At 68.2% G+C, this 20,912-nt stretch carries 15 protein-coding genes; 4 read left to right on the forward strand and 11 right to left on the reverse strand.

All coding sequences use genetic code 11. The annotated features are described in order from the left end of the window. From AX676_RS12140 to hflK, 4 genes are all read right to left on the reverse strand, one after another. Positions 1–1,644: a helicase HerA-like domain-containing protein gene (locus tag AX676_RS12140; RefSeq protein WP_066480664.1), complete on the reverse strand. Its 1,644-nt coding sequence runs from the start codon at positions 1,642–1,644 to the stop codon at positions 1–3. A 71-nt stretch (positions 1,645–1,715) separates the two neighbouring features. After that, positions 1,716–3,209 (reverse strand): Do family serine endopeptidase, encoded by a 1,494-nt coding sequence (locus AX676_RS12145; protein ID WP_066480663.1) that lies wholly within the window; start codon positions 3,207–3,209, stop codon positions 1,716–1,718. 108 nt (positions 3,210–3,317) lie between these two features. Next, positions 3,318–4,190 (reverse strand): protease modulator HflC, encoded by an 873-nt coding sequence (gene hflC / locus AX676_RS12150; protein ID WP_066480662.1) that lies wholly within the window; start codon positions 4,188–4,190, stop codon positions 3,318–3,320. Continuing rightward, positions 4,187–5,287, reverse strand: a complete 1,101-nt coding sequence (gene hflK / locus AX676_RS12155; protein WP_066480660.1) for a protease modulator HflK — start codon at positions 5,285–5,287, stop codon at positions 4,187–4,189. Before hflK ends, hflC begins: the two co-directional genes overlap by 4 nt. A gap of 70 nt (positions 5,288–5,357) precedes the next feature. Between hflK and AX676_RS12160 the strand changes: the two genes are divergently transcribed. Beyond that, positions 5,358–6,323 (forward strand): P-loop NTPase, encoded by a 966-nt coding sequence (locus tag AX676_RS12160; protein WP_066480658.1) that lies wholly within the window; start codon positions 5,358–5,360, stop codon positions 6,321–6,323. A 4-nt stretch (positions 6,324–6,327) separates the two neighbouring features. Here AX676_RS12160 and AX676_RS12165 read toward each other — a convergent pair whose 3' ends face one another. From AX676_RS12165 to AX676_RS12190, 6 genes are all read right to left on the reverse strand, one after another. Continuing rightward, entirely contained in the window at positions 6,328–7,257 is a 930-nt protein-coding gene (locus tag AX676_RS12165; protein ID WP_066480657.1) for an alpha/beta hydrolase, read from the reverse strand. Then, the gene (locus tag AX676_RS12170) at positions 7,254–9,296 is read right to left on the reverse strand and encodes a glycoside hydrolase family 97 protein (RefSeq protein ID WP_066480652.1); all 2,043 of its coding nucleotides are present in this window, start codon (positions 9,294–9,296) and stop codon (positions 7,254–7,256) included. Before AX676_RS12170 ends, AX676_RS12165 begins: the two co-directional genes overlap by 4 nt. 41 nt (positions 9,297–9,337) lie before the next feature. Further along, on the reverse strand, positions 9,338–10,960 hold the full coding sequence (locus tag AX676_RS12175) for an alpha-amylase family glycosyl hydrolase (RefSeq protein WP_066480843.1): 1,623 nt from the start codon (positions 10,958–10,960) through the stop codon (positions 9,338–9,340). 5 nt (positions 10,961–10,965) lie between these two features. Beyond that, positions 10,966–12,768: an alpha-amylase family glycosyl hydrolase gene (locus AX676_RS12180; RefSeq protein WP_066480648.1), complete on the reverse strand. Its 1,803-nt coding sequence runs from the start codon at positions 12,766–12,768 to the stop codon at positions 10,966–10,968. Continuing rightward, positions 12,765–14,306 (reverse strand): tryptophan halogenase family protein, encoded by a 1,542-nt coding sequence (locus tag AX676_RS12185; protein WP_231726598.1) that lies wholly within the window; start codon positions 14,304–14,306, stop codon positions 12,765–12,767. Before AX676_RS12185 ends, AX676_RS12180 begins: the two co-directional genes overlap by 4 nt. Positions 14,307–14,372: 66 nt before the next feature. Further along, entirely contained in the window at positions 14,373–17,282 is a 2,910-nt protein-coding gene (locus AX676_RS12190; RefSeq protein WP_066480647.1) for a TonB-dependent receptor, read from the reverse strand. Positions 17,283–17,582: 300 nt separating this feature from the next. On the opposite strand from AX676_RS12190, the gene AX676_RS12195 reads away from it, so the two are divergent. From AX676_RS12195 to AX676_RS18470, 3 genes are all read left to right on the forward strand, one after another. After that, positions 17,583–18,647 (forward strand): LacI family DNA-binding transcriptional regulator, encoded by a 1,065-nt coding sequence (locus tag AX676_RS12195; protein WP_231726093.1) that lies wholly within the window; start codon positions 17,583–17,585, stop codon positions 18,645–18,647. Positions 18,648–18,754: 107 nt separating this feature from the next. Continuing rightward, entirely contained in the window at positions 18,755–20,290 is a 1,536-nt protein-coding gene (locus tag AX676_RS12200; protein ID WP_066480646.1) for an MFS transporter, read from the forward strand. 99 nt (positions 20,291–20,389) lie between these two features. After that, complete coding sequence (locus AX676_RS18470) at positions 20,390–20,518, forward strand: hypothetical protein (RefSeq protein WP_269450169.1); 129 nt, start codon at positions 20,390–20,392, stop codon at positions 20,516–20,518. Between the two features lie 66 nt (positions 20,519–20,584). Here the strand turns inward: AX676_RS18470 and AX676_RS12205 are convergent. Then, positions 20,585–20,912 (reverse strand): hypothetical protein (locus AX676_RS12205; protein WP_231734719.1); only part of this gene is annotated, 328 nt, incomplete at its 5' end.

Consider the following 20,912-nt stretch of genomic DNA (forward strand, 5'->3'; position numbering starts at 1 on the left):
TCAGCCCCGGAACAGGCCGCCCAGCACCCCGCGGACCAGCTTGGCACCCAGGCTCTGCTTGCCGCGCGACGTGCCGCCAAAGATCGCCTTGGTCACTTCATTGGCGACGGTGCGCCCGACGGTCGACGCCGCCGATCGCGTTGCCGACGTCGCTGCCTTGTTCCATGGCGATGCGGCGGCAGCCCGATCGGCCTCGCGCTGGCGCTTGGCTTCCTCGCGTTCGGCGGCGATCCGCGCGCGCTCGGCTTCCTTGGCAACGCGGGCGGCTTCCTTCGCCTCGGCCGCCGCCTGCTTTTCGGCCTCGACCTCGGCTTTCGCCGCTTCGGCGGCAGCGGCGGCCTCGGCTGCCTTGGCCCCCAGCAGCTCCTCCGCCGATTCGCGATCGATGCGGGTGTCGTATTTGTCGCCGATCGCGTCGGTCTCGATCAGCACGCCGCGTTCGACCGGGGTGAGCACGCCCACCCGCGAGCGCGGTGGCGCGATCAGCGTGCGTTCGACCGGGCTGGGCGAGCCATCGGCCTGGAGCAGCGAGACCAGCGCCTCGCCGACCTTGAGCTCGGTGATCGCGCTGCCGACGTCGATCGCCGGATTCGGGCGAAAGGTCTCCGCCGCCGCCTTGATCGCGCGCTGCTCCTTGGGCGTGAAGGCGCGCAGCGCATGCTGGACGCGGTTGCCGAGCTGGCCCGCCACGGCATCGGGAATATCGACCGGGTTCTGGGTGACGAAATAGACGCCCACCCCCTTTGATCGGATCAGGCGCACCACCTGCTCGATCTTCTCGGTCAGCGCCTCTGGCGCATCGTCGAACAACAGGTGAGCTTCGTCGAAGAAGAAGACGAGCTTGGGCTTGTCCGGGTCGCCGACCTCGGGAAGCGTCTCGAACAGTTCGGACAGCATCCACAGCAGGAAGGTGGCGTAGAGCCGGGGGCTGGCCATCAGCTTGTCGGCCGCCAGGATGTTGATGACGCCGTGACCATTGTCATCCGTGCGGATGAAGTCGGCAAGGTCGAGCGCGGGCTCGCCGAAAAAATGGTCGCCGCCCTGGCTGCGCAGTTGCAGCAGCTGGCGCTGGATCGCCCCCACGCTTGCCTTGGTGACATTGCCGTAGCGGGTCGACAATTCATCCGCGCGTTCGGCGCAATGGACCAGCATCGCCTGAACATCGTCGAGGTCGAGCAGCAGCAGCCCCTCCTCGTCCGCCAGATGGAAGGCGATGGTCAGCACGCCTTCCTGCGTGTCGTTGAGGTTGAGCAGGCGGGACAGGAGCAGCGGCCCCATCTCCGACGCGGTCGCGCGGATCGGATGGCCCTGTTCGCCGAACAGGTCCCACAGCTGCACCGGGGCTGCGGCATAGCTCCAGCCTTCATAACCGATGTCGGCGACCCGCTGGGTGAAGGGGGCATGGGTCTTGGCGGTCGGCGACCCCGCCATGCCCAGGCCGGCGATATCGCCCTTTACGTCCGCGACGAACACCGGCACGCCGGCGCGGCTGAAGCCCTCGGCCATGCCCTGCAGCGTCACCGTCTTGCCGGTGCCGGTCGCGCCCGCGATCAGCCCGTGGCGATTGGCGCGTTTCAGCACCAATGCCTGCGGGGCGACGCCGCCCATGCCTGCACCGATATAGAGCGTCGCTGGGTCCGTCATGCCATCCTCCCGATCAGGAGGATGGCATAGCGGCTTCGATGCCCGCGGTCAGCAGGTCGTTGCTTCGGGCGTTACTGCGCGAACCGAACCGCGAAGAATTGCGAGATGCCGCCGCGACGATTGACCAGCAACAGCACCGAATCACGGTTGGCGGTGCGTGCCTGGCCGACCAGGCGCTCGAAATCGGCCGGGCTGGTGATCGGCTGGCGGTTGACCGCGCTCACCACGTCGCCACGCCGCAGGCCCTTCGCGGCCGCATCGCTGGCCGGATCGACCGCCGCGATCACGACGCCACGCGTTTCCGGCGGCACGCCGACCGTCTGCGCGATCTGGGGCGTCAGCGCCTGCACCGACATGCCGATCGCGGACGAAGCCGGCACCGCATCGGGCTGTTCGGGCTGGTTCTCGTCCATCTGGAATCCGGCCAGTTCCTCCTCTGGCGGGCGGGTGCCGACCGCGACGTTCAGCGTCTGGCGGCGGCCGTCGCGGATCAGTTCCAGCGGCACGCGCGTGCCCGGCGGCACCGCGGCGATCAGGTTGCTGAGCGTCTGTTCGGGGGTCACTTCCTTGTCGCCGACCCGGACGATGACATCGCCGACGCGGATGCCGGCCTTTTCGGCGGCCTGGCCCGGCTCGATACGGCTGATGATCTCGCCGCGATCCTTGGGGAGATCGAGCGCGGACGCGATATCGTCGGTCAGCGGCTGGATGCCGACCCCCAGATAACCGCGCTGGACCGACTGGCCCTTCATCAACGTGTCGACGATCGGCTTGGCCTGTTCGGCGGGGATCGCAAAGCCGATGCCGACATTGCCGCCGCTGGGCGACAGGATCTGGCTGTTGATGCCGATGACATTGCCCTGAAGGTCGAACATCGGCCCGCCCGAATTGCCGCGATTGATCGAGGCGTCGGTCTGGATGAACTTGTCATAGGGACCGGTGACGCGGTTGACCGCCGAGATGATCCCGGCGCTGACCGAGCCGCTGAGGCCGAACGGATTGCCGATTGCCACGACCCAGTCGCCGACCCGCGCCTGGCGCGAATCGCCGAACTTCACGAAGGGCAGATTGTTGCCCTCGATCTTCAGCACCGCCAGGTCGGACCGGACGTCGCGCCCGACCACGGTCGCCTTGAATTCGCGCCGGTCGGCGAGGGTCACGGTGATCGATTCGACCATTGCGCCGCGCGCGCCGGCGGAGATCACGTGGTTGTTGGTGACGACGTAGCCGTCTTCGGAGATCAGGAAGCCCGATCCGAGCGATTCGGCTTCGCGCGTGACGGGACGACCGCCCTGCTGGCCACCGAAGAAGTTTTCGAACGGCGTGCCCTGGAACGGGTTGGCGCTGACCTGGACGCGCTGGGTGGTCGAAATGTTGACCACCGCCGGCTGAAGCCGGGCGACCATGTCGGCAAAGCTCATCGGCGCGCCGCCGCGCGGGCTGGCGGCGTTGATCGCGCCGGGTTCGTTCTGGGCGGTCTGCGCGCCGGCCGGCGGCTGGAGCGCGAGCGTGGCGGCGGTGCCGCCGAGCAGCAGGGCGGAAGTGATGGCGTAAGCGTAGCGCACGATGGAGCTTTCCTCTCTTAGGTCCGGTCGCCGGGAAATAACCCGGCTATCTGGCCAATTCTTGCTGAACCCTGTTTGAATATCCGTGCGGGAACGGCGTCTGTCTGGTCATCGCCCGCCGCCCTCGAACTGCCGCAGATAGGCGTTGTTGGGCGACAGGATGATCGAGGTTTCGCCGGTGGTCGTCGAACCGTCGGCGCCGAAGGTCCGGCGATAGGACTGCATCGCCCGCCAGAACTCATAGAAATCGGCATCCTTGCCAAAGCTCTGAGCATAGATCTGCGCGGCCTGCGCCTGGGCGTTGGCCTGGACGATCTGCGCCTCGCGCCGGCCCTGCGCCTGGATGGTCAGCGCCTCCTGGTTGCGCGCGGTGCGCATCCGCTGGAGCGCGCTGTCGAGCGGGCTGCCGGTCGGCAGGTCGGCATGCTTGATCCGGACGTCGACGATCTGCGCGCCATATTGGCCCGCGATCTTGTTGAGCTCGAACTGGATATTCTCCATCACCTGGCCGCGTTCGGGGCTGAGCAGCGCGGCGAAGGGCCGCTTGCCCAGCTCGTTGCGCAGCGTCGATCCCAGGATCGGCTGGAGCCGGTCGGCGATCAGCTGTTCGGTGTTGCCCGCCGAGCCGGTCGAGACGACGGCGCGCAGCGGATTGGTGATGCGGAAGCGCGCGAACGCGTCGACCTGAAGCCGCAGCTGGTCGATCGACAGCACCTGCTGGTTGTCGAGCTCGACATCGAGCACGCGCTTGTCGACGAACACGACGCGGTCGAGGAACGGGATGCGTCCGACGATCCCCGCCCCGGTGCTGCCGAACCGCTCGCCCGGCTGATACTGGTTGACGACGCCCTGCGGCTGCTGGAGCCGCAGGATCACCGCCTGCTTGGTTTCGGGGACGATCGCGACTGAATTGACCAGCAGGATGACGGCGGCGAGGATCAGCAGCCCGATCGCCAGCGGATTGCGCAGCGCGAGATTCATCGGCCGCCCTCCGGCGCCGCAGGGGCTTCGGCCTGGGCGGCGGGCGGCGGCGCATTATTGCGGCGCTGGATCTCGGGCAGCGGCAGATAAGGCGTCACGCCGGGGGTTTCGACGATCGTCTTGTTCGAACGCGCCAGCACTTCCTCCATCGTCTCGTAATAGAGCCGCCGGCGCGTCACGTCGGGCGCCAGGCGATATTGCTCGTAGATCTTGTCGAACTCGGCCGCGTCGCCCTGGGCACGCGCGATCACCTGTTGCGCATAGGCGCGCGCGCGGTTGAGGTTGGACTGGGCCTCCTGCTGCGCGGCGGTCACCGCCTTGAAATCCTCGTCCACCGCCGCGGGGGGATTGGCCTGCTTGATCGCGACGCCCAGCACCTCGACCCCCGAACCATATTCGTCGAGCATCGCCTGCATCCGGCGCTGGACGTCGACCTCGATCGCGGCGCGGCCCGCGCCGATCGCCTGGTTGAGGCTGACCGTCGCTACCGATGCGCGCATCGCGCTCTCCGCGGTCGCGCGCACCGTCTCCTCGGGCCGCGCGATCTGGAAGACATAGGCTTCGGGATCCTTGATGTTCCAGCGCACCTGATAGGACAGATCGACGATGTTCTGGTCGCCGGTCAGCATCAGATTCTCGGTCGCGTTGGTCGGGAACACTTCCTCGCGGTTGCGTTCGACATCGACCAGCTCGACCTGCATCAGCGGCGCGGGCAGCGTGAACTGCACCCCGGGCGTCAGCGTCGAATAATAGCGGCCGAACAGCGTCGCGACGCCGCGCTGCTGCGGGCCGACCGAATGAACCGACGACAGCAGGATCCACAGGCCGACGATCAGCGCGCCGCCGATCCACCACAGCGCCGGGCCACCCGGCGTCTTCAACCCGCCGCCGCCGTTGCGCCGCGCGCGCTTCAGGAATTCGTCGAGCGAGGTCGCGCCGCTCTTCGGCCGCCGGCCCTCCGGCGGGAACGCCCAGGGATTGCGCGGCCCCGACCCGTCGCCGCCCGAACCGCCGCCGGAGCCATTGCCCCACGGGCCCTTGGGATTGTCGTTCCGCAAAATCCCGGCACCGGGCAGCCAGCCAATCATCTTTCGCATGTCCTCTTTATAGGAGGCTCGCCTGCGATTTACAGTGGTAACACGCGGCGCACGCCTTATCTGGCGCGTGATGACGACCCAAGCCCAACTCCAGGCGCTGCTCGACCCCGTTTGCGCCGGCCGCGCGACGGCGCGGCTCAACGACGGCCGCGCCAGCATCATCCTGGACGTGACCGGGCTCGCCGCCCCGGCGCGCGACGCGCTCGAACAGGCCGCACAGCGGACGGCGGGCGACGCGCCCGGCGTGCGCGAGGTGCGCGTCGCGCTGACGAGCACGCGGGTCGACCGGCGGCTGATCGCGGTGGCGAGCGGCAAGGGCGGGGTCGGCAAGTCGACGCTGACCGCCAACCTGGCCATCGCGCTTGCGCGGACCGGGCGACGCGTCGGCGTGGTCGACGCCGACATCTATGGCCCGTCGCAGCCCAAGCTGCTCGGCGTCGAAGGCGTCAAGCCGCAGGCGCGCGACAAGATGCTGGTGCCGGTCGAAACGCCTTATGGCGTGCCGCTGCTGTCGATGGGGCAGCTGGTCGCGCCCGGCCAGGCGATCGCGTGGCGCGGGCCGATGGCGGGCGGCGCGCTCGGCCAGCTGGTCGACGGCGACTGGGGCGCGCACGACGTGCTGCTGCTCGACCTGCCGCCGGGCACCGGCGACGTCCAGCTGACCATGATCCAGAAGCACCGCCCGGCGGGCGCGGTGATCGTGTCCACCCCCCAGGACCTGGCGCTGATCGACGCGCGCCGCGCGATCGACCTGTTCGCGACCGCAAAGGTGCCGATCATCGGCGTGGTCGAGAACATGGCGGGCTATGCCTGTCCGCATTGCGGCGAGATGTCCGACCCGTTCGGGCATGGCGGCGCACAGGCGGCGGCGCAGGCGCTGGGGGTGCCCTTCCTGGGCCGGATCCCGCTAACGCTGGCGATCCGCACCGCATCGGACGCGGGCACGCCGCCGGCCGCGGGCGAAAGTGCCGATGCCGCGATCTTCGCCGGGCTGGCCGCCGGCGTCGCGGCGTGGCTCGACCAGCCGGCGCGCTGAACGCTCAGGCGACGGCGAACAGCCAGGCGAGCGGATCGGCGACGCGCGCCGCCCACGCATTCTCCTCATGCGGGGCACCGGAATAGGTGCGGCTGGCAAAATCGCGCGCCGGCCGCCAGCCGAGCGCCGGCAGCAGCGCGTCGACTGCAGCCTGGTAGGGCGCGTAGAGCCGGTCGAGCGTCGCGGTGCCATGGTCGAACCAGATGCGCCGCCCGACGGGCTTGCCGAGCCGGTCGCGCAGATAGCCCGTCCACGCGGCCGTCACCGCATCGGCATGCGGCGCGGCCGCCCGATCATCGGGCGGGATAAACATCGGCCAGTGCGTCGACAGGCACCCCGCCGCCCCGAAGATGTCGGGGCGTTCGACCAGCGCATAGAGCGAGATCAGCCCGCCCATGCTCGACCCCATGACGCGCGTATCGGCAACGCCCGGCCGGGTACGATAGGCGCGGTCGACCGCAGGCTTCAGGACATCGGCCATGAAGGCGAGATAGGCATCCGACCGGACCGGGCCGTCGCCGATGCGCACGCCCAGGTCGGCGCGGACATCGGGTGCCAGGCGATCATAGGCAGCGCGCGGCAGATAGGTGCGAAAGCGCGCGTCGCCCGGGTTCCACACGCCGACGATGATCGGCGGATCGATCGTCCCCGCCGCCGCCAGCCGCGCGGCCGCGCGATCGACATGCCACACCTTGCCATAGCCGCTGACCGCCGGATCAAACAGGTTCTGGCCGTCGTGCATGTAAAGGACGCCGCGCGGCGGGGCGTCCGCCCCCGTCGCATCGGGTCGCCAGATCGACACGCGCAGCGGGCCGATGCCGGGCGCATCAAGCGTCCATTCATCCAGCCGGGGCGCGGCGGCGGTCAGCGGGCGGACGCGCGCGCACCCTGCCGCGGCCAGCAGGGCGCCGAGCGCCGCCCGCCGCCGCATCATTTGCCGGCGGCGAAGCGCACCGCATAGCCGCCGCCCGGGGCCATGGTCAGTGCCAGCGTGTCGCCAGCGGTGACCTTGCGCGTTTCGATCGCGATCGAATGCCGCTTTTCCGTGCGGTAATCGGCGTCGTCGCCGTCGCGATAGATGGTGGCGGTATAGGTCTTGCCCGGCGCGAGGAAGTCGAGCGCGACGCGCGTGTCGCGGCGCGTGCCGTCGCCGACGCCGCCGACATACCAGTCCTCGCTGTTGCGGTCCTTGCGCGCGATCACCGCATATTCGCCGATCGCACCCGACAGCATCCGGGTTTCCGACCAGTCGGCGGGCACCTTCGAGATGAAAGCCAGCTCGCGCGGATATTTGGCCAGGTTTTCGGGCAGGTCGGCTGCCATCTGGATCGGCGAATACAGCGTCAGATAGAGCGACAGCTGCTTGGCGAGCGTGGAGTTGAGCTTGAGGTCGCCCTGTCCGCTCAGGCTCAGCACGCCGGGGGTGAAGTCCATCGGCCCCGACAGCATCCGGGTGAAGATAAGCGTCGCTTCATGCTCCACCGGGTTCACCGGGATCGCCCAGGCGTTGTATTCCATGCCGCGCGCGCCTTCGCGGCCCACCCAGTTGGGATAGGTGCGCCTGAGCCCGGTATCCTTGATCGGCTCGTGCGCGTTCACCGCGACCTTGTACTTCGCGGCGGTCTCGACGACTTTCAGATGGTGCTGCGCCATGCGCTGGCCGTCATGCCATTCAAAGACGTTGCGGCCGCCGGGTCCCGGCGCCTGGATGCCGCCGGCATCGGCGACATAGCCGGTCTTGACCGAATCGACGCCGAGCTCGCCATAAAGCTTCATCGCCGCGTCGAGCTGGGCCTCGTAATCGGTGATGTTGCCGCCGGTCTCGTGATGGCCGATCAGCCGCACGCCTTTCTTGCGCGCATAGTCGGCCAGCCATTTCAGGTCGAAATCGGGCGTCGGTTCGGTGAAGCTGAAGCTCGAATTGCCGCCGAACCACGGGCCGTCCCAGCCCTTGTTCCACCCTTCGACCAGCACGCCGCGAAAGCCGTGCTTGGCGGCGAAGTCGATATGCCCCTTCACATGTTCGGTGGTGGCACCGTGGCGCGGGCCCGTGCTCCATGTCCATTTGTTGAGGTGCATTTCCCACCACACGCCGATATATTTGAACGGCTTGACCCAGCTGACATCGCCCAGCTTGTTGGGTTCGTTGAGGTTGAGCTCGAGGTCGTTGTCATAGAGTCCCGGCGCATCCTCCGCGATGCGGATCGTGCGCCACGGCGTCGTGAACGGCGCGGCGCGCACCACGCGGGGCCCCTGCGACGACGGCGACAGCTGGGCGCGGAAGCGCTGACCCTCGAAACGCTTGAACCACATCGCCGAATAGTCGACCAGCGCGGCTTCGTGGAATGACAGGTGCAGTCCGTCGTCCAGCCGCATCGTGATCGGCGTATGCGCGACCGACACCGCGTCGATCGGCGTCTTTTGATAGATGTATTCGTAGCGGTTCCAGTCGCCGCCGCGGATCCACCATGCGCTGCCGGGCTGGGCGACGACGAACTCGGTCAGCTCCTCCGCGATGCGCGCGGTCTTGAGGTTGGGCTGCTCGGGAAAGTCGATGCGAAAGCCGACGCCGTCGTCGAAGACGCGGAATTCGGCGATCATCACGCGCGCGAGCGCCGATGTTTCCTGAAGGCGGACCCGCACGCCGTTGAAGCGATTGGTGACGAAGCGCCGCTCGCCCCAGGGCTGTTCCCAGCGGTCGTCGCCGCGCGTCTGCTCCGAGCCCGTGACGCGGATTGCGCGGGTCAGCGGATCGGCGTCGGTAAAGGTGAAGCCCAGCCGCGACGCGGCGATGACCGGCTTGCCGTCGCGGAACACCCGATAATCGGGCTTGCCGTCGGGATCGACGCCGACATCGACGGTGATCCGTCCATCCGGCGACGCCACCGTCACGCGCTCTGCCGGTGTCGCCCCCTGCGCCAGCGCGGCGGGCGCGATCGTCAACGCCATGATCGCGAGTGCCGAACGAACCATCTTCCTACTCCCTGACTGAAAGCTGCGGGTCGGCGGGCGCATCAGCCCACCGTACCGATGACGCCCGCAAAGGGCCCGAGCGTCGCGCGGTCGCGCTCCCCCGTCGCGGCGCGCGTCACCATCGTGGCGGGCGCGGTCCAGTCCACCGGTTCGGCGGACAGGTTGAACGCGCAGATGACGGTGGCAGCGCCCGGATGATGGCGCTCGAACACGAGCAGCGCATCCGAGGCGACGCGCACCGTCAGGTCACCCACGCCGAGCGCCGGCAGGTCGCGGCGCAGGCGGATGAGCGTGCGCGTCCAGTTGAGCAGCGAATCGGCGTCGCGCCGCTGGCGATCGACCGCCAGCGCGCCATGATCGACCCCGTGCGGCAGCCACGGCTTGTCCGATCCGAAGGCAAGGTCGGGCGCCTGGCTTTCCCACGGCATCGGCGTGCGCGCGCCGTCGCGCGACAAAGTGTGCGGCCAGTTGGCGATCGCTTCGGGATCCTGCAGCTGGTCAAAGGGGATGTCGACCTGGGTCAGGCCCAGTTCCTCGCCCTGATAGAGGATGACGTTGCCGCGCAGCGCCATCAGCAGCAGCATCTTCACGCGCGAAAAGGCGCGCGCATGTTCGGGCGCTGCCCAGCGCGACAGACCGCGCGGCGCGTCGTGATTCTCGAATGCCCAGCTTGGCCAGCCAATGCCCGGCGCGTCGGGCCATGCATCGACCGCACCCTGCACCACCGCCGGCGTCAGATGCGGTGCATAGAGGAAGTCGAAGCCATAGGCGCTGTTCAGGCGATGGTCGCCCGCGGTGAACAGCTTCATCTCGCTGGCGGAATTGTCGCCGCCGACCTCGGCCATGGTGAAGATGCCGTCATAGCGGTCGATCTCGCCGCGCAGCCGTTCGATGAAGCGGACGATGTCGGGATGGCTCTGGTTGAACTGCTTCAACTGGAAATCGAACGGACGGGTGCGCACGCGTCCGGTGTCGGGCGCGGGCGGATTGTCGCGCAGCTCGGGGTCGTGCATCGCGAAGTTCAGCGCATCGAGCCGGAAGCCGTCGACCCCGCGGTCGAGCCAGAAGCGCGTGACGCCCAGGATCGCGTCCTGCACTTCAGGATTATGCAGGTTGAGGTCGGGCTGTTCGGCCAGGAAATTGTGCAGATAATATTGGCCGCGCCGCGCGTCCCACGCCCAGGCGGGGCCGCCGAACACCGACTGCCAGTTGCTGGGCGGGCTGCCGTCGGGCTTGGCATCGGCCCAGACATACCAGTCTGCCCTGGCATTGGTGCGGCTCGACCGGCTTTCGCGGAACCAGGGATGCTGGTCCGACGAGTGCGAATAGACTTGGTCGATCAGCACCTTGAGCCCGAGCGCATGGGCGCGCGCGACCAGCGCGTCGAAATCGGCGAGCGTGCCGAACACCGGGTCGACCCCACAGAAATCGGCGACGTCATAGCCGAAGTCGCGCATCGGCGAGGTGAAGAAGGGCGAGACCCAGATCGCGTCGACGCCCAGTTCGGCGACATGGTCGAGCCGCCGGGTAATGCCCGGCAGGTCGCCGATGCCGTCGCCGTTGGTGTCGGCGAAGCTGCGCGGATAGATCTGATAGATCACCGCACCCTTCCACCACGGATGGTCGGGAGCGGGAGACGGCTGGGGTTTGGTCAACGCGGACATCGAGTTCATTTTCCGGACGCAAGGATACAATAAGCGAAGGGCGCGAGCGCAAGCGCGACGCTGCCGGGGGCGGACAGTGTCGCGCCGGTGCAGGTGCCGCCCAGCGGGGCGAAGCCGCTGCGGCGCGGATCGACCTCGACCTGACCCGACCAGGGTGTGGCCGCGGTGTTGAAGGCGATCAGATATTCGCGGCCGTCATCGGGATCGAAGCGGCTGACCGCGAACAGGCCGGGCGTCTTGCCCGCCGCGCGGGTCAGCTGGAGCCCGCGCCGCAGCGCGGCGTGGCCGGTGCGCAGCCGCGCCAGCTCGGCGATCGCGGCGCGCAGCGGGTGATCGGCGAAATGGTCGGCGCCCGGCGATCGATCGGTGCCGACCAGCCGGTTGTCGAGATAGGAGGCGACGCGGGTGGGGAACATGTCCTCGCGCGCGTCCTGGTCGCGGCCGTCGCTCGAAAAGCCCTGTTCATCGCCATAATAGATCGTCGGCACGCCGCGCAGCAGCAGCAGCATCGCATGACCCAGGCGGACGCGCGCCGCGATCTCCGCCTCGCTGGCGCGGGGATGCCCCTGGCGCACCGCGGTCGAAAAGCGGCCCTGGTCGTGGTTGCCGATGAAGGTCGGCAGCCTGAGCGCCGCCGGCTCGCCGCCGGCATAGAGCGCGTCACCCTCGAACAGACGCGCCAGACGTTCGGTGCCGCGATCGCCCGCAACGGTTTCGCGCACCGCGGTCGAAAAGGCGAAGTCGAGCACGCTCGGCAGCTTGTCGACGATGGTATGGCGCGCGAGCAGCCCGGGCTCCAGATCGTTGTACGCCGCCTCGCCGAAGATGTGGAAATTGGAAATGCCCCGCGCCTTCGCGCGTTCCAGCATCGCCGGCGCGAACGCCGCCCAGAATTCCGGATTGACGTGACGCGCGGTGTCGATGCGAAAGCCGTCGACGCCGAACCGGTCGATCCAGCTGGCATAGACGTCGATCATCCCCTGCACGACGCGGGGATGTTCGGTCATCAGGTCATCGAGGCCGGAAAAATCGCCCATGGTCGAGCTTTCGCCCTCAAAGGTCGAATTGCCGCGATTGTGATAGTAGATCGGATCGTTGAGCCAGGCGGGCACCTTCACCTGTCGCTCGCCCGGCGCGACACGGGGCGTATAGGCGAAGTTGGGGTTGGTCAGCCGCGCGAAATTGTCCGCGGTCATCACCCGGTCGCCGGCGAACCCCGGATTGATCGGCGCGCCGTCGACGCCGCCGACGGTCGAGTAGGGATAGTCGGCGCGGCCGCGATAGTCGCACGCGCGGTCGCCGCATTCCACATTGTGGATGACGTCGGCGGTATGGTTGGCGATGATGTCCATATAGACCTTCATGCCGCGCTCGTGCGCCGCGTCGACCAGCGCCTTGAAGTCGGCCTCGCTGCCGAGATGCGGATCGACCGTCGTGAAGTCGGTGATCCAGTAGCCGTGATAACCCGACGTTTCCTCGCCCGGCGCGCCCTGCACCGCCTTGTTCTTGAACACCGGCGTCAGCCAGATCGCCGTGGCGCCCAGCGACTGGATATAGTCGAGCCTCGCGATCAGCCCCTTCAGGTCGCCGCCATGATAGAAGCCCTTGTGCGTCGGATCGAAGCCGTGGCGCAGCCGGTCGCCACGGATGCCGCCGGTGTCGTTGGCGGGATCGGCATTGGCGAAGCGATCGGGCAGGACGAAATAGATCACCTCGTCCTCGGGTGGCCGCTGGCGCAGATCCTGGGCGGCGGCGGGCATGACGAGCGCAAGGCCGGCGGCGAGCGCGAGGGCGCGAAACGCGATCATCGCGCGACCTTCAGTGGCGTGGCCGGTGCCGCGGCGATGCCGTCGAGGAAGCGCGCATGGCTGGGCATCGCCGACACCGCATTGGCCGCGATGTCGCGGACCGCGCCCAGGAAATCGGCGAGCTGGTCCGGGGTCAATGCGTCGGCGAGCGGGTGCCAGGCGTCGGGCAGCACGCCCTGGCCGATCATGACCTGAAGCCAGCCGGGTTCGGCGAACAGCTCGTCCTCGCGCCGCGACACACGCGCCGAGGCACGGAACAGGTCGAGCTTGCGCACCAGTTCGCCGGGCAGCGCCATCGTGCGGACATGGTCCCATAACGGTTCGCCGTGCCGCTGATTGGCGTGATAGTGGAGCACCAGAAAGTCGCGGATATGGTCATATTCGAAATGGGTCAGCCGGTTGTATTCGGCGCGATCCGCCTCCGCCATCGCGCCGGCCGGCAGGAAGGCGAGGATGCGCGAGATCGCGGTCTGGACCAGATGGATGCTGGTCGATTCGAGCGGCTCGAGAAAGCCGCTGGCCAGCCCGACCGCGACGCAGTTGCGATGCCAGAAGGTCCGGCGCTTGCCCGGCGTGAAGCGCAGCGGGCGGGGATCGCCCAGCGCCGGGCCGTCCAGATTGGCGAGCAAGGTCGCGGCGGCCGCGTCGTCGCTCACGAACCGGCTGGCATAGACATAGCCGTTGCCCGTGCGGTGCTGGAGCGGGATGCGCCATTGCCAGCCCGCGGTGCGCGCGGTGGCGCGCGTAAACGGATCGGGCGGCGCGACATTTTCCGATGGCACCGCCAGCGCGCGGTCGCACGGCAGCCAGTCGCGCCAGTCCTCATAGCCGACACCCAGCGCCTCGCCGATCAATAGCCCGCGAAAGCCGGAGCAATCGATGAACAGGTCGCCGGTCACCTCGCGCCCGCCATCGATCGTGACGCCGGCGATGTCGCCATTGTCGGCCAGCCGCGTCCCGATGATGCGTCCTTCGACGCGGGCAACACCGGCGGCTTCCGCCTTGCCGCGCAGATAGGCGGCATAACGCGCGGCATCGAAGTGAAAGGCGTACGGCATGGCGGGCGCGGGGGCGTGCCGCACCGGATCGACGCGCGCGAACCTGCCGGCATAGGCCGCGACGTTGTTGAGCCCGTAGGCGCCGAACGCGTCGGCGATGCCGAGCGCGCGGGCGCGCAGCCAGTAATGATGGAACGGGGTGAGGCCCAGGCCACGCCCGATCGTGCCGAAGCCATGCATATAGGCATGGCCGGGCCGCAGCCAGTCGCGGAACTCGATGCCTAGCTTGATGGTGCCCGACGTCTCGCGCAGGAACTCTGCCTCGTCGAGCCCGAGTGCGGCATTGAACAGCTGGATCTGCGGGATGGTCGCCTCGCCCACCCCGACGGTGCCGATCGCTTCCGATTCGACCAGCGTGACCTGACAGGCCGCGCCCGCCAGCCGGCCGAACGCCGCCGCGGTCATCCACCCCGCCGTGCCGCCGCCGACGATCACCACCCGGATCTTCGCCGGGCCCGTGCCTTGATCGGACTGCATCATCGGCTCTTCCTCTCCCGCGACGCGCCGCCGCCGGTCCATGCCCGGCGGCGGTCGTGCGCCACGAGCTTAGAAGCTGTACGTCGCGCCGAACAGGAAGGTTCGGCCGTAGGACTCGTTGGTGATCACCGCACGCGAGTCGTTCTGGAAGGTGATGAACGGCTCGTCGGTCAGGTTCAGGCCCTGAATGGTGAGCGCCAGCCCCTCGAGCGCGCCCGACTTGAAGCGATAGCCGACCTGGGCGTCGATGATCGATTCCGCACGGGCAGTGCGCAGGTTGCGGGTCGCCGAAATGCCCTGGACTTCCGCGAGGAAGCTCGAGCGATACCGGTGGCTGGCGCGCGCTTCGAAGCCCCAGCGTTCGAAATAGACGGTCGAGTTGACCACCCACTTCGACAGGCCGGGCACGGTGATCGCATCCGGATTGTCGCCCAGCGTCACTTCGCTGTCGGTGTAGGAGCCGCTCGACTGGATGCCGAAGCCTTCGAGCGCAGAGGTCAGCAGGCCGAGCGGCAGCGACAGCGTCGCTTCCACACCCTTCAGCGAGCCCTCGCCGCGATTGGTCGGGCCGGACGTGATGCCGATCGGCGTCCCCAGCACCGCCGCCTGTGCCGGCGTCAGTTCGCTGGCAATCAGGTAGGAGAAGTCGGTGAGGAACGCGTCGTTCGGGTTCACGAAGTCGCGCAGATTCTTGTAGAAGCCGGCAACCGAGATGTAGCCCTGCCGCCCGAAATAATGTTCGACCGAGATGTCGACGCCGTCGGCGAGATAGGGGCGCAGCCGTGCATTGCCGCCCGACGCGCTGAACGCCGCCTGGTTGGGATCGGTCGAGGTCAGCCGCGTCAGGTTGACCGACGGCGACAGGCTGGCGTTCAGCTGATCCATGCGCGCACGGGCCAGCGTGCGGGCCGCGCCAACGCGAACCTGGGTGTTGGGCGCGACCTGGAAGTTCAGGTTGATGCTCGGCAGCCAGTTCACATAGCTCGCACCGTCAACCACCGGCAGGAACACCGCATTGATCGTTCCCGCGCTGCCGCCGGCACCGCCAACGATGCGCGCGCCGGTTGCGGTCTGGTCGGTATTGACGACCTGAAGGCCGAGATTGCCGGTCACCGGCAGCGAGCCGACATTGCCGTCGATGTCGAGGCGGACCCAGCCGGTCCAGACATTCTCGTCGACCTGCCAGTCCTGCGGCACGCTGAACGACGACGCCGCGACCGAGACCTGGTTGTAGAAACCGTTGGCGATCAGGTAGAGCGGATCATAGGTGACCTGGTCGCCGAAGCCGAGGAAGTAGAGGCCGGTGTTGCTGCCGCGCAGCGCCTCCGCGGGGATCGGCGCGGTGCGGGTGGCCCCGCCGGCGAGCGAGTTGGTCGCACCGGGCAGCGTCAGGAACGTCTGGAAGAAATCGCGCTCCTTGGTGCGACGGGCGATGTTGGTGCCGACTTCCACGCCGCTGAAGAAGCTTTCCTCGCTGAACTTCTTCTTCGCCGCGAAACGGATCTGCGCCAGCTCGTCGAGCGTGTTGGGCGAGTTGTTGAAACCGGCCTGGACCAGGTCGTTGCCCGCGCCCCAGCCCTGGGGGTCGGTCAGGCGGATCAGGCTGGTGTCGGCATAGTTGCGCGTGGTCCCGAACTGGTAGATGCCACCCGACTGGCGCGAGAAGGTCAGCGTGTCTTCGGGCAGGCCGCGGCCGTAGCTCAGGCCGCTGTAGGATTCGATGCCCTCCGCCTCGCGGTCGGAACGCGAATAGCTGACGTCGAGCTCGACGCGGAACTGATCGTCCTCGTACTTGGTGTTCCAGCCGACCGCGAGCGCTTCAGTGTCCTTGCGGTTATAGTCGTTGCGGACGACGGGGTTCAGCCCAGTATAGGTGCCGCTGGTGATCAGGCCATCCTCGACCGTGCCGCCGGGCTGGAGGATCGCGTCGCCCCAGTAGAGCGGCAGTTCGATGCCGCGCAGATACTGCTTTTCCGAATAGTCGGAATAGAAGATGTCGAGGGTGCCGTTGAGGCCGTCCAGCGGCTCGAACTCGATCGCGCCGAAGATGCCCAGGCGGTCGAGATCGGTGCTCTTCACATAGGGCTTGGCACCGCCGATCACCCCGGCGCCGACATAGGGCGCATATTCGGGACGCACGGTGAAGGTATCGTCGCTGGTGGTGGCGGTCCCACGGGTGTTGCGGATACCGAAATTGTCGTTGTTGAAGTCGAAGGTCGGGAAGCCCCACGCTTCGAAGGTCTGGATCTGGGTCGGCGACGACTGATACGCGACACCGAATGCGACGCCCAGGCGACCGTCGAGGAACTGGTCGACGAAGGTGAAGGTGCCGCGATAGCCGTCGCGCGGCGAATCCGGGTTCAGCTGCTCGCGCTCGTTGAGCTCATAGCGGCCCGCGAGCGAGATGACGCGCTTGCCCGCCGCCAGCGGGCGGATGGTGCGCAGATCGACCGAACCGGCAAGGCCCTGGCCGATCAGGCCCGCGAACGGCGTCTTGTAGACGACGCCGCTGCTGATCAGCTCGGCGGGGAACTGGTCATATTCGACGCCGCGGTTGTCGCTGGACGACACCTGTTCGCGGCCGTTCAGCAGCGTGGTCGAGAAGTCGGGACCGAGGCCGCGGATCGACAGCACCTGGCTGCGCCCGTCGAGGCGCTGGGTGGCGAGACCCGGCAGGCGGCCCAGCGTTTCGGCGATCGACACGTCGGGCAGCTTGCCGATGTCCTCGGCCGAGAAGGCTTCGACGATGCCGCTGGATTCGCGCTTGACCGAGATCGCGCTTTCGACCGCGGCGCGATAGCCCATGACGACCATGTCCTCGCCGTCGCCGGTATCCTCCGGCGCGGCTTCCTGCGGCGCGGGCTCGGCGTCCTGGGCCAGTGCGGGCGTGGCGGAAACGAGCGCCATGGCGATCGCGGTGGCGCTGGTGCCGAGCGCACCGCGCAGACGGCGGTCGAGCGTGTTCGAAAGACGGATCATGAATTCCTCCCCTTGAGCGACGCTGGGCGATTGTCGTCCCGCCCTGGCCCCGAAAACTGTCGATGTGACGGTTCCGCCACGCGCGGTCCGCCGAATGTCGGCTTCGATAATTCGACGACCCCGCCGACGAATAGGGGGCATACGTATGCTGTTGCGGTGCGGCGGAGCGCGCAAGTGTTGCGCCGGAGCCACAACCACGCGCGGTGCGCGACTTGTTCCGCGCCGACAACCGCATTAGCAGTGGAGCGGGGCGACAGCCGCAGAAGCACCGCGCCCGTCATGGTGGAGAGGAACAGCCGCGTGTCTCGCCCGGCGTCGCAGCGACCGACATCGTTCGACATCGCCTATCTGGCGGGGGTGTCGCAGCCGACCGTGTCGCGCGCGCTGCGGGGCAGCCCGGCGGTCAGCCCGGAGACCCGCGCGCGCATCCAGCAGATCGCGCGCGAGCTGAACTACACGGTCGACAAGAACGCATCGAACCTGCGCCTGCAAAGCGCGCAGACGCTGGCGCTGTTGTTCTTCGAGGATCCGACCGCCGACAATTCGCTGATCAATCCGTTCTTCCTGTCGATGCTGGGATCGATCACGCGCAGCGCCGCCGCGGCGGGATATGATCTGCTCATCTCGTTCCAGCAGCTGACCAGCGACTGGCACACGGCATATGAGGACAGCGGCAAGGCCGACGGCATCATCCTGCTCGGCTATGGCGACTATGCGCTCTATCGCCCGCGGCTGGAGCAGCTGGTCGCGGCGGGCACGCATTTCGTGCGCTGGGGATCGCCCGAGCCGGGGGACCGCGACACCGCCATCGGCTGCGACAACCGCGCGGGCGGCAGGCTGGCGACCGACCACCTGATCGCGCAGGGCCGGCGGCGCATCGCGTTCATCGGCACGTGCGACGATCATTATCCCGAGTTCCGCGACCGCTATCTGGGGCATGTCGATGCGCTGGCCGCGGCGGGCATCGCGCGCGACCCGGCGCTGCAAATCGACGCGATCACGCTGGAGCAGGCGGGCCACGACGCCGCGACGCGGCTGATCGAGGCGGGCGTCGCGTTCGACGGCATCGTCGCGGCGAGCGACCTGATCGCGATCGGCGCGATGCACGCCTTGCAGGCCCGCGGCATCGCGGTGCCCGCCGACGTCGCGGTCGTGGGCTTCGACGACATTCCCGCCGCCGCGCAGGCGACGCCGCCGCTGACCACCGTGCAGCAGGACGCCCGCGCGGCGGGCCAGGCGCTGGTCGACGCACTGATCGTCCACATCCGCGACGGCACGCCGCCGGGCCGGCTTTTGCCCGTGCAGCTGCGCGTGCGCCAGAGCTGTGGCGCGCAGATCCACGCGCACCCGCATACGAATACGTGAAGCCGCCGCGCCGCGCCCGGCTTTGCCGGGGCGTCGAAGCGGCCTAGCCTGACGGGAACGGCCGCAAGAAGCCACCCGCCGACACATGATTGAGGGATGTCTGAACGATGGAAAAGCCGCGCCAGGGCTTTTGGGGGCTGTGGAACATCAGCTTCGGCTTTTTCGGCATCCAGATCGGCTTCGCGCTGCAGAACGCCAATATGAGCCGCATCTTCCAGTCGCTGGGCACCAGCCTGGACGACCTGCCCGCGCTGTGGGTCGCAGCCCCGCTGACCGGGCTGCTGGTCCAGCCGGTGATCGGGCACATGAGCGACCGCACCTGGATCGGCCGGCTGGGGCGCAGGCGCCCCTATTTCCTGGCGGGCGCGATCCTGGCGACGCTGTCGCTGCTGGTCATGCCGCTGAGCGAGGTGCTGATCTTTGCCGCGGTCATGCTGTGGGTGCTGGACGCGTCGCTCAACGTATCGATGGAGCCGTTCCGCGCGTTCGTCGGCGACATGCTGCGCAAGGACCAGCACGCGGCGGGATATGCGGTGCAGACCGCGTTCATCGGCGCCGGCGCGGTGATCGGATCGATCTTTCCCTGGGCGCTCGAGCAATGGGGCGTGTCCAACCATGCCGCCGCCGGGGGCATTCCCGACACGGTCCGCTACGCGTTCTGGTTCGGCGCGGCGGCGTTGTTCCTGGCGGTCACCTGGACCGTGGTGACGACGCGCGAATATTCGCCCGCGCAGATGACCGCGTTCGACGGCGCGGCGGACGAGGAGGGTGCGCAGCACACGGTGCGCGTGCTGGCGGCGCGCAGCCTGACCTCGTGCCTGATCTGGATCGGCGCGGGGGCGGCGGTGATCGCGGCGGTCGGCCTGCTGGGGCTGGAAAAGGAAGTGTATCTGGCCGGCGGGCTGCTCGCCGGCTACGGCCTGGCCAGCATGGTCGCGATCCGCATGGCGCGCGGCGGGGGCAAGGCGAACATGCTGAGCCACATCGTCGGCGATTTTTCCGGCATGCCCGACATCATGAAGCGGCTGGCGGTCGTCCAGTTCTTCAGCTGGTCGGCGCTGTTCATCATGTGGATCAACACGACCCCGGTGGTCGCGCAGTATTTCTATGGCGCCGCCGACGCATCATCGCCGGCCTATCAACAGGGTGCCAACTGGGTCGACGTGCTGTTCGCCACCTATAACGGCGTGGCGGCGATCGCCGCGCTGACGCTGCTGCCCGTCCTGGCGCGCAGCATCGGGCGGGTGCGCACGCATGTCGTCGCATTGCTGTGCGGCGCGGCGGGCTATGCGAGCTTCTTCGCGTTCCGCGACCCGCAGATGCTGATCGCGAGCGAGGTCGGCATCGGCATCGCCTGGGCCTCCATCCTCGCCATGCCGTACGCGATCCTGGCGTCGAACCTGCCGCAGCGAAAGCTGGGCATCTTCATGGGGCTGTTCAACGTGTTCGTCGTGGTGCCGCAATTGCTGGTCGCGACCGTGATGGGATCGATCATGAAGCGGTTCTTCCCCGGCGATCCGATCTGGACGATGGCTTTTGCCGCCGGCGTGCTGACCATCGCGGCGCTCGCCATGCTGCGCGTGCGCGAGGAAGCGGCGGCGGTGCAGCCGGGCACGGGCGGCGCGGCGGTGGCGGCGGCGTGAGGCGCGCACCCTGCCCCGCCGCTGCCGAATTGATGGGGCCGGCGGGGGCGTGACAGGCTAAAGGCGCGGCGGGGCCTGTCGCCCCGATTGGAACCCGTCATGGCCAAGAGCCAGAAGAAATCGAATCGCGAAATCCGCAAACCCAAGAAGGAAGGCCCGCCCAAGCAGAACGCGTCCAACCCGTCGACCAAGGACAAGCCGGTCGCGATGGTGAACATCAAGGGCTAGACGCGCCCCGCCGGGCAAGGGCGCGTGGCGCGGGGGCCTGTCGCGGAAGTTGACACTGGCTTGACACTATCGCCGGCCGCGTCGCGGGCGGAGCTTTGGTGGCGGATTGCTGGCGGGATCGAGATAATAGCAGGCGTCGGCGAATTCCTCGTCGGTCATGTCCTCCCCGCTATTGAACTTCCCGATCGCGGCGAGGCAGCGTTTCTCGATCGCCGCCGCGTCCTCCGCCGCCTGGCGCGCCGCCGACTTGGGCGGCCGCTGTTCGCGCAGGAAGTGGGGGAGCACGCCGTCGGCAACCTCGGCAATGTTGAGTTCGTGCGCGAGCGTGTCGGCATCGAGCAACTGGTCGGCCGGCGCGGGCAAGGCGGGCTCCATCGCGCGCAGGCTGTCGGCG

Source organism: Sphingomonas sp. CCH21-G11 (assembly GCF_001555965.1).
Taxonomy (GTDB): Bacteria; Pseudomonadota; Alphaproteobacteria; order Sphingomonadales; family Sphingomonadaceae; genus Sphingomonas.

What these genes read in the sequence shown, in the direction of transcription:
- AX676_RS12170 (WP_066480652.1), bottom strand. Translation starts at nt 9,296, where the DNA reads ATGGTTCGTTCGGCACTCGCGATCATGGCGTTGACGATCGCGCCCGCC.
- AX676_RS12140 (WP_066480664.1), bottom strand. Translation starts at nt 1,644, where the DNA reads ATGACGGACCCAGCGACGCTCTATATCGGTGCAGGCATGGGCGGCGTC.
- AX676_RS18470 (WP_269450169.1), top strand. Translation starts at nt 20,390, where the DNA reads ATGGCCAAGAGCCAGAAGAAATCGAATCGCGAAATCCGCAAACCCAAG.
- hflK (WP_066480660.1), bottom strand. Translation starts at nt 5,287, where the DNA reads ATGCGAAAGATGATTGGCTGGCTGCCCGGTGCCGGGATTTTGCGGAAC.
- hflC (WP_066480662.1), bottom strand. Translation starts at nt 4,190, where the DNA reads ATGAATCTCGCGCTGCGCAATCCGCTGGCGATCGGGCTGCTGATCCTC.
- AX676_RS12165 (WP_066480657.1), bottom strand. Translation starts at nt 7,257, where the DNA reads ATGATGCGGCGGCGGGCGGCGCTCGGCGCCCTGCTGGCCGCGGCAGGG.
- AX676_RS12180 (WP_066480648.1), bottom strand. Translation starts at nt 12,768, where the DNA reads ATGATCGCGTTTCGCGCCCTCGCGCTCGCCGCCGGCCTTGCGCTCGTC.
- AX676_RS12190 (WP_066480647.1), bottom strand. Translation starts at nt 17,282, where the DNA reads ATGATCCGTCTTTCGAACACGCTCGACCGCCGTCTGCGCGGTGCGCTC.
- AX676_RS12200 (WP_066480646.1), top strand. Translation starts at nt 18,755, where the DNA reads ATGGAAAAGCCGCGCCAGGGCTTTTGGGGGCTGTGGAACATCAGCTTC.
- AX676_RS12185 (WP_231726598.1), bottom strand. Translation starts at nt 14,306, where the DNA reads ATGATGCAGTCCGATCAAGGCACGGGCCCGGCGAAGATCCGGGTGGTG.
- AX676_RS12160 (WP_066480658.1), top strand. Translation starts at nt 5,358, where the DNA reads ATGACGACCCAAGCCCAACTCCAGGCGCTGCTCGACCCCGTTTGCGCC.
- AX676_RS12175 (WP_066480843.1), bottom strand. Translation starts at nt 10,960, where the DNA reads ATGTCCGCGTTGACCAAACCCCAGCCGTCTCCCGCTCCCGACCATCCG.